At 64.1% G+C, this 14,587-nt stretch carries 14 protein-coding genes; 5 read left to right on the forward strand and 9 right to left on the reverse strand.

The features are described from left to right. Window positions 1–4: 4 nt before the first annotated feature. On the reverse strand, window positions 5–1,642 hold the full coding sequence (locus KHO30_RS22260; RefSeq protein WP_244864102.1) for an efflux transporter outer membrane subunit: 1,638 nt from the start codon (window positions 1,640–1,642) through the stop codon (window positions 5–7). A gap of 155 nt (window positions 1,643–1,797) precedes the next feature. Between KHO30_RS22260 and KHO30_RS22265 the strand changes: the two genes are divergently transcribed. Further along, window positions 1,798–2,736: a LysR family transcriptional regulator gene (locus KHO30_RS22265; RefSeq protein ID WP_093643346.1), complete on the forward strand. Its 939-nt coding sequence runs from the start codon at window positions 1,798–1,800 to the stop codon at window positions 2,734–2,736. Between the two features lie 220 nt (window positions 2,737–2,956). Continuing rightward, window positions 2,957–3,115, forward strand: coding sequence for a hypothetical protein (locus KHO30_RS22270; protein ID WP_175051215.1), 159 nt, complete (start codon window positions 2,957–2,959; stop codon window positions 3,113–3,115). Between the two features lie 135 nt (window positions 3,116–3,250). Here KHO30_RS22270 and KHO30_RS22275 read toward each other — a convergent pair whose 3' ends face one another. The 5 genes from KHO30_RS22275 to wrbA all read right to left on the reverse strand — a co-directional run bounded on the left by KHO30_RS22275 (window position 3,251) and on the right by wrbA (window position 7,510). After that, window positions 3,251–3,970, reverse strand: coding sequence for an SOS response-associated peptidase (locus tag KHO30_RS22275; protein WP_211702327.1), 720 nt, complete (start codon window positions 3,968–3,970; stop codon window positions 3,251–3,253). Window positions 3,971–4,092: 122 nt separating this feature from the next. Then, window positions 4,093–4,899: a metallophosphoesterase gene (locus KHO30_RS22280; protein ID WP_211702329.1), complete on the reverse strand. Its 807-nt coding sequence runs from the start codon at window positions 4,897–4,899 to the stop codon at window positions 4,093–4,095. A 51-nt stretch (window positions 4,900–4,950) separates the two neighbouring features. Continuing rightward, on the reverse strand, window positions 4,951–6,369 hold the full coding sequence (locus KHO30_RS22285; protein ID WP_211702331.1) for an FAD-binding oxidoreductase: 1,419 nt from the start codon (window positions 6,367–6,369) through the stop codon (window positions 4,951–4,953). A gap of 89 nt (window positions 6,370–6,458) precedes the next feature. Then, window positions 6,459–6,911 (reverse strand): DUF2069 domain-containing protein, encoded by a 453-nt coding sequence (locus tag KHO30_RS22290; RefSeq protein ID WP_211702333.1) that lies wholly within the window; start codon window positions 6,909–6,911, stop codon window positions 6,459–6,461. Further along, complete coding sequence (gene wrbA, locus KHO30_RS22295) at window positions 6,908–7,510, reverse strand: NAD(P)H:quinone oxidoreductase (protein WP_115780521.1); 603 nt, start codon at window positions 7,508–7,510, stop codon at window positions 6,908–6,910. Before wrbA ends, KHO30_RS22290 begins: the two co-directional genes overlap by 4 nt. 120 nt (window positions 7,511–7,630) lie before the next feature. Here wrbA and KHO30_RS22300 point away from each other — a divergent pair, with 120 nt between their 5' ends. Next, entirely contained in the window at window positions 7,631–8,944 is a 1,314-nt protein-coding gene (locus tag KHO30_RS22300) for a YihY family inner membrane protein (protein WP_211702335.1), read from the forward strand. A gap of 26 nt (window positions 8,945–8,970) precedes the next feature. Here KHO30_RS22300 and KHO30_RS22305 read toward each other — a convergent pair whose 3' ends face one another. The 3 genes from KHO30_RS22305 to KHO30_RS22315 form a co-directional block, all read right to left on the reverse strand. Further along, window positions 8,971–9,291 carry an Mpo1-like protein gene (locus KHO30_RS22305; RefSeq protein WP_093643326.1) on the reverse strand — a complete coding sequence of 107 codons (321 nt, stop codon included), beginning with the start codon at window positions 9,289–9,291 and terminating at the stop codon, window positions 8,971–8,973. A gap of 199 nt (window positions 9,292–9,490) precedes the next feature. Then, entirely contained in the window at window positions 9,491–10,336 is an 846-nt protein-coding gene (locus KHO30_RS22310) for an alpha/beta fold hydrolase (RefSeq protein WP_211702337.1), read from the reverse strand. Then, complete coding sequence (locus tag KHO30_RS22315) at window positions 10,333–11,763, reverse strand: O-acetylhomoserine aminocarboxypropyltransferase (protein ID WP_211702339.1); 1,431 nt, start codon at window positions 11,761–11,763, stop codon at window positions 10,333–10,335. The genes KHO30_RS22310 and KHO30_RS22315 overlap by 4 nt, the downstream gene beginning before the upstream one ends. 250 nt (window positions 11,764–12,013) lie before the next feature. Here KHO30_RS22315 and KHO30_RS22320 point away from each other — a divergent pair, with 250 nt between their 5' ends. Together KHO30_RS22320 and KHO30_RS22325 are read left to right on the forward strand one after the other, a co-directional pair. After that, a complete protein-coding gene (locus tag KHO30_RS22320) occupies window positions 12,014–12,478 on the forward strand; it encodes a CBS domain-containing protein (RefSeq protein ID WP_054042287.1) in 465 nt (154 codons plus the stop codon). Between the two features lie 141 nt (window positions 12,479–12,619). After that, window positions 12,620–14,557, forward strand: coding sequence for an MFS transporter (locus KHO30_RS22325; protein WP_211702341.1), 1,938 nt, complete (start codon window positions 12,620–12,622; stop codon window positions 14,555–14,557). Window positions 14,558–14,587 lie beyond the last annotated feature (30 nt).

Consider the following 14,587-nt stretch of genomic DNA (forward strand, 5'->3'; position numbering starts at 1 on the left):
TTCTTCACTCAGCCGCGCCGGCGTTGACGCTGGCGGAAGCGTGGTTCGTACTTGCCGCGGCATTATCCGCATGGCCGGCGGAGCCGGTTTGCGCCGGCGCGGCCGACGGTTTGGCCGCGGTGTTCGAACTGGCTGGCGCGGCGTTGCCCTTACCCTTTCCATGCGCCGGCAGCGTCTCGTTCGCCTGCGGACCATTGGCCGGTTCGTCGAGTCCGCCACCCAACGCCGTGACCAGCGACGCATGCGCGCCCAGCCGCTCGGCCTGAATCTTCGCGACGCCTTCCTGCGCGTGCAGCAACTGGCTTTGCGCGATCAGTACGTTCAGATAGTCGGTCAAGCCGCGCCGATAGCCTTCGCGGGCGAGGTCGTAGTTCTTACGCGCCGCTGCGACCGAACGGTCTGCGTCTTGCGCCTGGGTCGCGAGCGAACGGATCCGGATCACCTGATCGGAGATGTCCTTCAGCGCGCCGACGATCGACTGGTTATAGCGATCGACCGCCTCGTCGTACCCAGCCGACGCCGCGCCGAGCTGCGAGCGCAGACGGCCGCCGTCGAAGATCGGCAACGACAGTGCCGGACCCGCGCTCCAGCTATGCGACGGGTCCTTCAGGAACTGGAACAGCGGGCCCATTGCGGCATAGCCGCCGATCGACGCCAGCAGGTTGATGTCCGGATAGAAGCTGGCCTTGGCGACGTCGATGCCGCGCGCTTGCGCCGCGACCGTCCAGCGCGCCGCAACCACGTCGGGCCGGTGGCCGATCAGATCCGCGGGCAGTGCGCTCGGCAGAGCGGCGGGCGAATTGTCGAGCGAGAGCGTCGGACGCTGGATCGCATCGCCCGCGCCCGGCCCCTTGCCGGCCAGCGCGGCCAATTGATTGCGGCCGAGCGCGATCTTTTCCTCGATCTCATCGATCTGGCGTTCGTATTCCGGCATCGGCGTTTCGGCCTGGCTCACTTCGAGCTGGGTGCCGATGCCGCCTTTCAGACGCCGGTTCGCCAGGTCGACGATCTGCTGCTGTTGCTGCAGCGTGGACTTGGCGATATCGAGCAGCGCGTAGTTCAGCGACAGCTCGATGTACGTGCGCACCACGTTGCCTTCCAGTTCGAGCTGGGCGGCGCGGAAGTCCGCCGCGCTTGCATGGGCTGCGTCGAGCGCGCTCTCGGCGGCGTTCTTGTCCTTGCCCCAGAGATCGAGGTTGTATGAGAGACCCAGCGTGCCGGTGTTGTTCCATGACTGCTGGCCTGCGAGCGGGCCCGGGCCGTAGTAGAGGTTGTCGGCCCATTTCTGACGCTGGATCGACAGGCTGCCGTTCACTTGCGGCGATAACGCCGAACGGGCGACACCCGCCATCGACATGGCCTCGCGCACGCGCGCCTGGGCGACAGCGAGACTCGGGTTGCTCGTCTGCGCGGCTTCGATCCACTCATTGAGCTGCGGGTCGTTATAGGCGCGCCACCAGTCAGCGGCAGGCCATTGGGCGTCCGCGTTGGCGGCCCGGATGGCGTTGCCCACGTCGAGCGAGGAGGGCTCCATTCCGCGATCCTGCGGCGCGATGCCTCCGGTACTGGCACAGCCGGCGATTGTTAATAGGATCGTAAGAACCGCGGCTGCGGCGACCCCTTTCTGTACCGGAGACTGCACGATTTCCTCCAAAATTGGCTATAGAAGCATGTGCGTCATTATATTTTTTGATTGATTGGGGAATAACCGGTAAAGATGCAAGGCATTTTTACGCGATATGAGATAATCGCCTTTGCGAATCGTGTAACAATCGCAGCGGATTACTAGGGAAAAGTATGGATACGCTTCAAAACATGCGCGTATTTGTCCGCGTCGTCGAAGCGGGCAGTTTCACGGGTGCCGCGCAACACCTCAACACGACCACGGCGTACGCGTCGCGCGCGGTTTCCGACCTGGAAGCGCACCTGCGCACGCGGCTGTTGAACCGCACCACGCGCCGTATCGCGCTGACCGAGGCGGGTGAGCGCTATCTGCAGCGCTGCGAGCAGATCCTCGCGTACGTGGATCAGGCGGAAGCGGAGGCCGGCGACGCCCACGCGCGCCCGTCCGGCAAGCTCAAGGTCCACGCGATGACAAGCTTCGGCCAGCACTACGTGGTGCCGGCGGTGGGCCGCTATCAGCAACGCTACCCGGACGTGAGCATTGAACTGACGCTCGCGCAGCGCATGCCCGATCTTCTCGACGAAGGTTTTGACGTATCGCTGACATTGGCAATCGGTCTGCCGGATTCGGGGCTCGTGTCGCAGCGACTGTGCAGCGCGTTCAGCATCGCGTGCGCGTCGCCGGCTTATCTGGAGCGGCACGGCGTGCCCGAAAAACCCTCAGACCTCGCGCACCACACGTGTCTGCAAATGGTGACGCCGATATTCCCGACCGACAAATGGATCTTCGACGGCCCGAACGGCGAAGAAACCATCAACCTCGGCCCGACCACTTTTCAGGTGAATGTCGCCGAAGCGATGGCGGTCGCGGTGAGCAGCGGCATGGGGGTCGGGCTGATTCCGATCTACTCGGCGATTAGCGGCCTGCGCAGCGGTGACCTCGTCTGGCTGTTGCCGGAATACACCTCGCAGGAAATGAATCTGTATGCGCTGTATCCGTCACGGCAGTATCTGGACGCGAAAATTCGCACCTGGGTCGAATTTTTGCGCGACGAACTGCCCGCCACGCTGGCCGTCGACCAGGAAGAGTTGCGCCAGTTCGCGCGCAGCTGAAGCGGCGCTACGCGAGCGGTTGACCATTGTTGACGGTTCCAGGCGGCGGTGGCGTGACAGACTGTTACATAAGTGCCGCGTCGCAACATTTCCTTACTTCTGCGCCGGGGTCGATTTGCTAACGTGTGGTTCATGCGCTGCCGGCATCCTGCCGGACGCGTTCAATTAGCCGCTGTTCGGCAAATCGCAAGATCCGCAACAATCGAAGGAAGAGGGATTCATGGATACGCATCTGATGATCGGCGTGGCCGTCATGCTGGGACTGATCGGAATCGCCGCATCGCGCGATTTGCTGCGCCGCCTGCGTGACCAGCAGCCGCAACTGGTGCCGATCAAGGTCGAGCGCCCCGATTTGCAAGGACAGCAGCGCGATCGTTGAAGTTGGCCAGTGCGCCAGGTTGCTGGGCGCGCGGCATTTGAGCTTGCTTTTGTACCTTTTCGGTGTGCCTTGCGCGTGCGTTGCCGCGCCGTTGCGGTCCGGTCGCCGATCAGTGTCGATCCGCGCTCCGCACGTTCAGTGCAGCGCTTCAATCAGGCCCGGCTCGTCATTGAGCGTGCGGTCCACCTCCGGGCTCACCCGGTGCCAGCGGAACCGTGCAGCGGGCAGGCAGGCGCTGCGAGCGAGCTGTTCGAGTTCGTCGAATTGCAGGGCCGGATCCAGCCATCTGCGCGCCGCCTCCGGCGCGAACACCAGCGGGCGTCGGCCGTGCACGTCGATCAGACCCTTGTCGGCGGTGGCCGTCACGATCACCAGTCCCATGCCTTCCGTTTGCAGTTCCGTGCCGCGTACGCTCGATAGCGCCGCGAGGTACATCGGCGCGTCGCTTTTCAGGTGCACGAAGTAGGGTTGGCGGACCGTCGCGTCGGCTTCCGCCGCGTCATTCCCGTGCGGTGTTCCGGGCGCCGCTTCCATGCGCCATTCGAACCAGCCGTCCGCCGGCACCAATACTCGCCCGGTTTTCCACAGATCTTTGAAGTAGCGCGTATGCGGCGCGGTTTCGGCGCGCGCGTTGATGGTCTGCGGCAGATGCTGCTCGCGAGCCCAATCCGGGCAATAACCCCAATGGATCGCGTGCAGCGTCTGGTCCGGGTAGATCGCGAGCGGGTGAGTGCCCGGCGCGAGGTTGTAGCCGGGGCGGCGGTCGGCGTCGTCGAATAGCATGAGCGGATCGGCGAGGCCGAGCTGCCGTGCGTACAGATGCGGATCGCGGTACTGGCTGATTCGACCACACATGAGCGACCTCCGGAGATGACCGGGCTGGCGGGTTTGGCCGAGTCGAAGACCCGAATCCCACGACAACAACAGCGTAGTGCGTGGCGCCTGGCCGCGCTACCCAGATCGGCCCCAAGCCGACGCTATATCTCGACGACTTTGTCCCACGCGAATTGAGGATTTTCCCACTGGCGGGTGCGCCGGTCGAAATAGCCGCGCGGATTGCAGACCACGCGCGTGCCGTTCACCGTGTAATCGAACGGCGTATGCGTATGTCCGTGAATCCACAGGGTAACGGGCGAGCGCACCAGTTCCGGCAAATGATTGACGAAACCGGCCGAGACGCGGTCTTCTGCGTAGCGCTCGGCCAGACTCAGCCGATGCGGCGCGTGATGGGTGACGACGATCGTCTTGCCGTCGAACGGTCGCGCCAGTTCGCCTTCGAGCCAGGCGCGCGCCCGCCGGTGCAGCGCGAGGGAATCGTCCGGGGTGAAGTCGCGCGGCGAATCCTGCGTGTCGTGCGGCCAGTTCATCTGGATCAGGCCGCGGAAGTCGAGCATCACCCGGCGCGATGCATCGATGGACTCGGCGAGCGTGTCCGGATCCGCGCCGTATAACGCGAAGTCGGTCCATAAGGTGGTGCCGAGCACGCGCCAGCGGCCTTGCGGGTCGACCAGTGCGGCATTGTTCAGCACGTGCACGTTGTCGACCTGGGCCGCTGCGTCGTACAGCGCCGTGTCGAGCGCGCTGAATTCGCCGTCGTAGTACTCGTGATTGCCGGGCACATAGACCACCGGCACGGCGCCGTCGAAAGTCTGCGCGGCCCAGCGCGGACCCGCCGCGTGATTGTGGATGTCGCCGGCCAGCACGATCAGATCCGCTTCGGCGTGCGGGACCAGTTCGGGCTCGTCGTTTTCCAGATGCAGATCGGACAACACTCGAATCTTCACGACAGCGACTCCTGCAATTAGCCTCGCACCAGACGGCGAAGGCTTCAAACCCTAGCGTAGCACCTTGCCCGGATTCATCAGGTTCAGCGGATCCAGCGCGCGTTTGACGGCGCGCATCAATTGCACCTCGACGTCCTGCTTGTAATGCATCGCCTCGTCGATCTTCAACTGGCCGAGGCCGTGTTCCGCGCTGATGCTGCCGCGATGCCGGTGCACACTGTCGTACACGATCTGGTTGATCGGGCTTTGCCAGGTGTTAAGGAATGCCTTTGCGTCGACGCCCTCAGGCGCCTGCACGTTGTAGTGCAGATTGCCGTCGCCAAGATGCCCGAACGTGACCATGCGTACGCCCGGCACGGCTTGCGCGATTGCCGCGTCGGTTTCCTCGATGAAGTGGCCGATGCGCGAAATCGGTACCGCGATATCGTGCTTGATGTTCAGGCCTTCCTCAGCTTGCGCGAGCGGGATATGTTCGCGCAGATTCCAGAATGCCCGCGACTGCGCGAGGTTTTCCGCGACTACCGCGTCTTCGACCAGGCCGTCTTCGAGCGCGGTTTCCATCAGTCGCTCGAATAGTCCGCGTGCGTGTTCCTCGCTCTCGCTGTCCGACAGCTCCAACAGCACGACTTGCGCATGCGATTCGGCGAACGGATAGCGCATCTGCTCGAAGTGCCGGCCCACTAGCCGCAGACAGAAATCCGACATCAGTTCGAAGCCGGTCAGCAGCGGCCCGGCGACGCGTTGCGTGAGCGAGAGGAAATCGAGCGCCGCATGCGGCGACGCGAGCGCGGCGAGCGCCGTGACGCGCGCGGCCGGCTGCGGATGCAGCTTGAGCACGGCGGCGGTGATGATGCCGAGCGTGCCTTCCGCGCCGATGAACAGATCGCGCAGGTCGTAACCGGTGTTGTCCTTGCGCAGTCCTCGCAGGCCGTCCCACAGTTCGCCTTGCGCGGTGACCACTTCGAGGCCCAGGCACAGCTCGCGCGTGTTGCCGTAGCGCAGTACGCCGGTGCCGCCCGCGTTGGTGGCGAGATTGCCGCCGATCGTGCAACTGCCTTCTGCGGCGAGGCTCAGGGGAAACAGGCGGCCGGCTTCTTCGGCGTGCTTCTGTACTTCGGCAAGGATGACGCCCGCTTCGACGGTGATCGTGTTGTTGTGCGGATCGATGTCGCGCACGCGATTCAGACGCCGCAGACTGATCACCGCCTGCGCGCCGCTTGCGTCCGGCGTGGCGCCGCCGGCCAGACCGGTGTTGCCGCCTTGCGGCACCAGCGCGATGCGATGTTCGACGGCAAGTTTGACGAGCGCCGCGACTTCGTCAGGCGTGGCCGGGCAGAGCACCGCACAGGCTGCGCTGGTGTAGCGGCGGCGCCAGTCTGTGAGGTAGGGGGCGGTGTCGTGCGGGTCGGTCAGCACCTGGGCGGCGCCGATGACGTTGCGGCAAGCGGTGAGGAAAGCGGCTTGGGTCATGTTGGTCGGTCAGGATGTTCGGCGGCGGATAGATTACGCGGGAGGTGAGGCGAAAAGAAACGTAAAAAGCGACGCGAAAAGCGCTGTTCTCATCGTGTGCTTCCCTCGGCCTGGCCGCTGTTCTGCTGTGCGTTTTCTTGTGTGGCCTGCTTTGCCGCCAGCTTCGCTGCCCGTTTTGCCGCGCGCTTGAACGGCGCGACATAGGCGAGCGTGCAGACGAAGAAAACCACGGAGAGCGCGGTTTCGAGCCAGCCGAGGCGGGCGCTCAGGCCCCGGTCGCTCCAGCCGCGCACGATGCCCTCGGCAAAATACAGCAGGATCAGCATGGACGCCCATTGCAGCGTGTAAAGCCGGTGCCGCCACACGCCGGGCAGGGCGAGCAGCAGTGGCACGGCTTTGAGCACCAGCACCGAGCCGCCCGGGCGCAGCGGCGCGAGCCACCATTCCCACGCGACTGACAAAACGATCAGCGCGAGCAAGGCGGTGGTGGCGCCGAAAGCGACGGCGCGTTTTTGCTGCACCGGCAGGGCGGCTGTATTCACGGCCGCTCGCTCATGGAGGCCGCCGTGCGGGCAACGCGGGCGCCGAGGGCAATCGCAAGCGTTTTTTCGTCGGCGGAGATGCCCTGTTCGGCCGTGCCCGCGCGTGCGAAGTGCGACGCGCCGTAGGGCGTGCCGCCGGTTTGCGTAGTGGAGAGCGCGCTCTCGGTGTACGGAATGCCGACGATCAGCATGCCGTGGTGCAGAAGCGGCAGCATCATGGATAGCAGCGTGGACTCCTGGCCGCCGTGCAAGCTGCCGGTGGACGTGAACACGCAGGCCGGTTTGCCGGACAACGCGCCAGAAAGCCACTGCGGCGTGGTGCCGTCGAGAAAATATTTCAGCGACGCCGCCATGTTGCCGAAGCGGGTGGGCGAACCGAGCGCGAGACCGGCGCATTCTTCGAGGTCGCGCAGTTCGACGTAGGGCGGCCCTTCAGCGGGAATGTCCGGCTGGGTTGCTTCGCAGACGGTGGAAACCGCCGGCACGGTGCGCACACGCGCCTGCATGCCGGGGACGCTGTCGACGCCGTGCGCGATCGCCAGCGCAAGCTCGCGCGTGGCGCCGTGACGGCTGTAATAGAGCACGAGAATGTCTTTCATAGGCCTCATCGGTGAACGGGTATTATAGGGGCTGGGTCCGCTGCACAGGCCATCCATAGCCATTCGGCCAGGCCTCGGGCACGGTCCTGAAACACCGTTTTATGAAGCAAGGAGGTGGGTTTGTTGTCCAGGGTGCGTTTCGATCTCGACACGCTCAAACGGCTCGCGCAGTTTGCGGCGAAGCGCAGTAGCGAAGACCGCATTCCGCAGGTGGCCGGCAGCCTCACGTTCACCACCATGCTCTCGCTAGTGCCGCTCGCCACGGTCGCGTTTGCGCTGTTCACGGCGTTTCCGATTTTCAGCTCGTTTCAGATGTCGCTGCAGATTTTCCTCGCCGACCATCTGATGCCTGCGCAGCTCAACAGTCAGATTTTCGATTATCTGAATCAGTTCGCGTCGAAGGCCAAGGGCCTTACGACCATCGGCATGATTTTTCTGTTCGTCACCGCCGTGATGACGATGATGACCGTGGAATCCGCGTTCAACGTGATCTGGCGGGTGCGCAAGGCGCGGCCGATCGCGCAGCGCATCCTGGTCTACTGGGCGATCATTACGCTCGGCCCGATTCTGATTGGCGTGAGCCTGTCGATTTCTTCCTATCTGTTCACCCGGTCCATGGCGGTCACGGCCGTCCAGCATATTCCGTCGGTGATCGACTGGGCGCTGACCGGCGCCGCGCTGCCGTTGACGGCGCTCGCCTTCACGATGCTTTACGTATTTCTGCCGAACTGCCGGGTGGAGTGGCGCGACGCGGTGATCGGCGGGATTACTGCCGCGATCGCCTTCGAACTCGCCAAGCGCGGCTTTGGCTACTACGTACGCCGCATTCCCACCTACACCGCGGTGTACGGTGCGTTTGCCGCTGTGCCGTTATTCCTGCTGTGGATGTACCTGTGCTGGTTCATTGCGCTGGCCGGCGCGATGATCGCATCGGCGTTACCGGCAATCCGCATTGGCCAGTTTCACCGGCCGACTTTCGAGGGCAGCGATCTGTTCGATTCGCTTGAACTCCTCGCGCGGCTCTCGGAAGCACGCGATGCGGGTAAGCGCGGCTACACGATGCCGGAGATCTCGCGAATGCTTCGTCGCGACATGGATACCACGGTCAGGCTGCTGCTAAAACTCGAGGAGATCGAGTGGATCGCGCGCTTGCAGGACGACGACACGCGTCCGTACTTCCTGCTGCTGGCAAATCCCGCGCAGATCACCGTCGAGCGTCTGTTCGACCTGTTCGTGATCGATCGGGCGGAACTCGAATATCAGCTTGAACTGAACTCTACGCGCGTGGATGGCCAGACGCTTCTGGCGGCGTTGGAAAACGACAAGCTGAAAGTGACGCTCGCTGTGCTGCTGGCGGCGCGTGCTGCCGCGCGGGCAGCGCGTGTGCAGGAAAGTGAGCAGGGTACTTCTTCAATGCCGCATCAGGCTGCATGAGCAGGCCGCCTGAAGCGGCGGCAAACCTACAGCGAAATCTTCCCCACGCAGATGTCCTTGAACATCACCCAATCGCCCATCAGGCTATAAAACGGATGCCGGAAGGTAGCCGGCCGGTTCTTCTCGAAGAAGAAATGCCCGACCCAGGCAAAGCCGTATCCGCAGATCACGGCAGCCGGCAGCCATAGCCAGTCACCGGTGGCGAGCGCCATGGCGAGGCACCCGATCACGCCGAGCGACCCCACGAAATGCAGCCGCCGCGATACCGTGTTGCGATGCTCGCTCAGGTAGTACGGGTAGAACTCCGCGAAACTCGCGAAGTGATCGGTGTGCGCGGTTTGAGCCATCACGGCCTCCGAATGTCGACGCTACTCGATTCCGTGCCCGTCGCTCCCAGGTTGCTTCGCCGCGCGCGGGCATGCTCGGAACGCGCTCGAAACAGGACAGGCTTGGCCCATTGTGCGGCTATCGGACCATGCGCGCAACTAGGCCATTCGGCCGATGGCGCGTCTCCACGTGCCCGGCTATCGTGACGACTCGCAGCGACTATCGAACGCCGGTTGGAACCGCGCCTGCGGCTTTCGAGGCGAAGCTGAAAAGCGCGTCGAGCGTGGCATCCGGGTGTTCGGTCATCAAGGCATGGCCGGCCTCGAGCGTGACGGTGTCGACCGGTACGCCGGCCTGGGAGAGCGTGGCGGCGAGCGCTTTGGCCGCACGCGGCGGCGTCATCGCATCGCGTCGGCCCACGATCAGGCGCGTCGGGCAACGGACCTCGGTGGCGCGTGTGAGGCCGTCCGCGTAGCTATTGCAGGCCGTGAAGTCGGTGTGGAACAGCTGCGGCTCGCCACTCGCCGAGACACGCTCCATCAGCCGCTGGTTCATGCCGTGCAGCCAGAAGCCCGGGCCGGGGCACGACGGCTTGGCGGCGAGCGTCGAATGCGACCATTGATTGACCATGTCGATTGCATCGGGCTCGCGATGCAGGGCGGCGTCGAGCAAGGCGTCGGAGACAGCCATCGGCACGGCGGTGGCGAGCAGCGCGAGGTGCGTCGCGCGTTCCGGATAGCGGCCGGCGAAGTCGAGGGCGATCAGCGAGCCCATGCTGTGGCCGGCCACGAAGGCGCGTTGCACACCGGCGGCGTCGAGCAGGGCGGCCAGCCAGTCGGCCATTGCGGTCACGGTGGTGAGCGCCGGGCCGGCGCTGCGGCAGTGACCGGGTAGATCGACCGCCAGTACGCTGAAGCCGTGATGCGCGAAGTAACGCGTTTGCAATGCCCACACGCTATGGTCATGCTCGGCGCCGTGGATGAACACCGCCGTCGGCAGACTAGGATCGAAGGGTTTGCCGCCGGCGTACGCGTAGGCGGGCTTGCCTTGAACGGTGAGGATCATGCGGACTCCGGGCGGGGTTTGGCGGCATCGGCAGGCGAGGCGGAGGCGTTGCCGATTGCTGGAGCGGCGGATGAACTGACCGGGCCGGTTTTTACCGTACTGGACGGGCTACCGGATGGCCCACTTCCCGTGGTCGTCCCACTCGCTTTCTGCGCGGCTTTCAGTGCGCGTTTGAGGTCGTCGATCAGATCGTCGGGGTCTTCAAGGCCGATAGACAGGCGGATCGTGCCTTCGGCGATGCCGGCTGCAGCGAGCGCGGCGGCGTCCATGCGGAAGTGCGTCGTCGATGCGGGATGGATGACCAGCGAGCGTGCGTCGCCGACGTTCGCGAGATGCGAGAACAGCGAAAGCGCTTCAATGAAGCTACGCCCGGCGGCGCGGTCGCCACGCAGATTGAAGCTGAACACCGCGCCCGCGCCGCGCGGCAGCAGACGCTTCGCGAGCGCATGGTCTGGATGCGTCGGCAGTTCCGGGTAGGCGACGGCTTCGACGGCAGGGTGTGCGCTCAGGAATTCGACCACCTTGCGCGTATTCGCGACGTGCCGCTCCATGCGCAGCGGCAGCGTCTCGATGCCTTGCAGCAGTTGCCAGGCGGCCTGGGGATGCAGGCACGCGCCGAAGTCGCGCAAGCCCTCGCGGCGTGCTCGCAGAAGGAACGGTGCGACGGTGCTTTCCTCGGCGAACACCATGCCGTGAAAGCCCTCGTACGGCTCGGTGAATTCGGGGAAGCGGCCGGATGCGTTGAAGTCGAACGTGCCGCCGTCCACGAGTACGCCGCCGATCGTGGTGCCGTGGCCGCCGAGGAATTTGGTCGCCGAGTGATAGACGAAGTCGGCGCCATGCTCGAACGGCTTGAGCAGGTAGGGTGTCGTGAAGGTCGAATCGACCAGTAGCGGCACGCGGTGCTCATGCGCGAGTTGCGCCACCGCGGCGATATCGAGCACGTCGAGGCCCGGGTTGCCGAGCGTCTCGCCAAACAGCAGGCGTGTGTTCGGGCGCAGCGCGGCGCGCCATGCGTCGATGTCACCGGGTTTGACGAAGGTCGTCTCGATGCCGAAGCGCCGCAACGTGTAGTGCAGCAGGTTGTGCGAGCCGCCGTACAGTGCGCTGGAGGCGACGATATGGGAGCCGGCGCCCATCAGCGTGGCGATCGCCAGATGCAGCGCGGCCTGGCCGCTGGCCGTGCCGATCGCGCCTGCGCCGTTTTCCAGCGCGGCCACGCGCTCCTCGAAAACGGCCACGGTCGGATTCGAGATGCGCGAATAGACGTGGCCGGCGCGCTCCATATTGAAGAGCGCCGCGGCGTGGTCCGAGTCGCGGAACGAAAACGAGGTAGTCTGGTAAATAGGCGTGGCGCGCGCGCCGGTGGTCGGGTCGGGCGCGGCGCCGGCGTGCAGCGCAAGCGTATCGAAACGGTTGGCGGACATCCTGTGCGGCGAGGCCACGGACGGCCTCGCGAAAGGTGAAAGTGGCGGCCATCCTATCACCGGCATGGATCGCTTCAAGCGCGGTTTTCCCGCGGGTCGGACAATGTGGGCGCGCTGAACGGCGCCGGGCCGACCTTGCAAACGCCCGTTGCGCCTTGGTGGGCGGGCCGCTTTCCTTTTATGGACCTTTCCGCTAGGATCGAAAGTCATTCAGGCACTATCAGCTTAGCGGGTATCACGGAGACAGATTATGCGAGTCAGCGACATTCTTAAAGTCAAAGGCAACACCCTTTTCACGGTCACGCCGGATACCACGCTGCACGACGCAGTCAATACCATGGCCGAGCACGATATCGGCTCGCTGGTCGTGATGGAATACGGCGACCTCGTCGGCATGCTGACGTTTCGCGAAATTATTCTGACCTTGAGCAAGCACGGCGGCAGCCTCGGTACCTCCACGATCCGCAAGTTGATGGACGACCATCCGCTCACCTGCACGCCCGAAACGGACGTCAACGAGGTTCGCCGCATGATGCTCGAGCACCACGTGCGCTATTTGCCGGTGCTGGAAAGCCGCACGCTGATGGGCGTGATCTCGTTCTACGACGTCGCCAAGGCGGTGGTCGAAGAGCAGGGCTTCGAAAACCGCATGCTCAAGGCCTATATCCGCGACTGGCCGGAAGAACCGCAGGATCAACAACCGGCGCCGCGTTAACTCACGTGCGGTGGCTCACCGCGGCGCTCGCGCCGTTGCCGTGAGTATGAAAATGCGATCAAGGCGCGCGCGAAAGCGTGCGCTTTTTTTGTGTCCGGCCCTTTCCCCTTTGCTGCTCTCTTAGCCTGTTCTCCGAACCTCATGAGCGATCGCCCGATACCTGCCGCCCGCCGTGCCGCCCGCTCTCACGAGACGCACGAGTCCCAGTTCCGCCTGCTGAGCCAGCGCCGCTTCGCGCCGTTTTTCTGGACCCAGTTTCTCGGCGCGATGAACGACAACGTCTTCAAGATCGGCTTCACGTCGCTCGTCACGTACCAGGCGGCGCGCTTTTCCGGCGTCGATCCGAAAACCGCGGCGTTCCTGATCTCGGCGATCTTCATTCTGCCGTTCGTGCTGCTGTCGGCCACCTCCGGCCAGATCGCGGACAAGTACGATAAGGCGATGCTCACGCGCTTCGTTAAGAGCTTCGAAATCGTCGTGATGCTGATCGGCGGCACGGGTTTCTGGATGCACAGCGCGCCCTTGCTATATCTGTGCACGTTTCTGATGGGCGTCCATTCGACCGTATTCGGACCAGTCAAGTATTCGTATCTGCCGCAGCATCTGTCGAAGTCGGAACTGGTCGGCGGCAACGGCATGGTCGAGATGGGCACCTTCGTCGCGATTCTGATTGGGACGATTATCGGCGGCGTGGGTGCGGGTTTCGTCGAGCATGGCGCGGTGGTGCTGGCCTGCGCCTGTGTCGGGATTGCTCTGGTGGGGCGGCTGGTGTCGAACTTTGTGCCTGTCACGGCGGCGCCGCAGCCCGATCTGCGCGTCAACTGGAATCCGGTCAGTGAAACGTGGCGCAACCTGAAGCTCGCGCGCGAAAACAGGACTGTGTTTCTGAGCCTGCTGGGGATTTCCTGGCTGTGGTTCGTCGGCGCGACTTTTCTGTCTTCGTTTTTCAGTTTTGCGAAAAACGTGCTGTCCGCCGATCCGGACGTGGTGACCGTGCTGCTCGGCACGTTCTCGATCGGTATCGGCCTTGGTTCGCTGATGTGCGAAAAGCTCTCGAAGCGGCGCGTCGAAATCGGCCTCGTGCCGCTCGGCTCGATCGGCATGAGCGTGTTCGCGATCGATCTGTTCTTCGCGAGCCATGCGTTGCCGGCCGTCGGGCATCTGTTGAGCGTCGGCGAATTCCTCGTGCGGCCCGCCCATTGGCGCGTGCTGGCCGATCTGTTCCTGCTGGCCATGTTCGGCGGCTTCTATAGCGTGCCGCTCTATGCGCTGATCCAGAGCCGCAGCCAGCCGACCCACCGCGCGCGCATCATCGCCGCGAACAATATTCTGAATTCGCTGTTCATGATCGTCTCGGCGTTGATGGCGATGGGGCTGACCGCGGCGGGCTTCAGTATTCCGGCGATTTTCCTCGTCACCGCGCTGCTGAACATTGTCGTCGCGACATACATTTATTCGCTCGTGCCTGAGTTCTTGCTGCGCTTTATCGCCTGGGTGCTGGTGCATACGTTCTACCGGATTCGCCTCGTGCATGCCGAACGGATTCCGGAAGAGGGTGCGGCCGTGCTGGTGTGCAATCACGTGAGCTTCGTCGACGCGATCGTCATCATGGCCGAGAGTCCGCGGCCGATCCGCTTCGTGATGGACCATCAGATTTTCAAGTCGCCGCTCGCCGGCTGGGTGTTCCGCCATGCGAAGGCGATTCCGATTGCGCCCGCCCATCAGGACCCGGAGCTGCTGACGCGCGCCTATGAACGCTGCGCAGAGGCGCTCGCCGAGGGCGATCTGGTCTGCATCTTCCCGGAAGGCAAATTGACGAAGACTGGCGAGATGAATCCGTTCCGCCATGGCGTGACTGAGATCATCCGCCGCACGCCGGCGCCGGTGATACCGATGGCGCTGCGCGGGCTGTGGGGGAGCGTGTTTTCACGCGCCAACGACGCGCGCTGGCCGCGACCGATCCAGAAGGGCGTAATGAGCCGGCTGACGCTGGCGGTGGGTGAGCCGATCGATCCGGCCGAGGCGACGCCTGAGGTGCTGCAGAAGATCGTCACCGAGTTGCGCGGGGCGCGGAAGTAGGGCGGCCGGGACTTAGCCCCTGTAGGGCTG

This window comes from Paraburkholderia aspalathi (assembly GCF_905220735.1).
In the GTDB taxonomy this organism is placed as follows: domain Bacteria; phylum Pseudomonadota; class Gammaproteobacteria; order Burkholderiales; family Burkholderiaceae; genus Paraburkholderia; species Paraburkholderia aspalathi.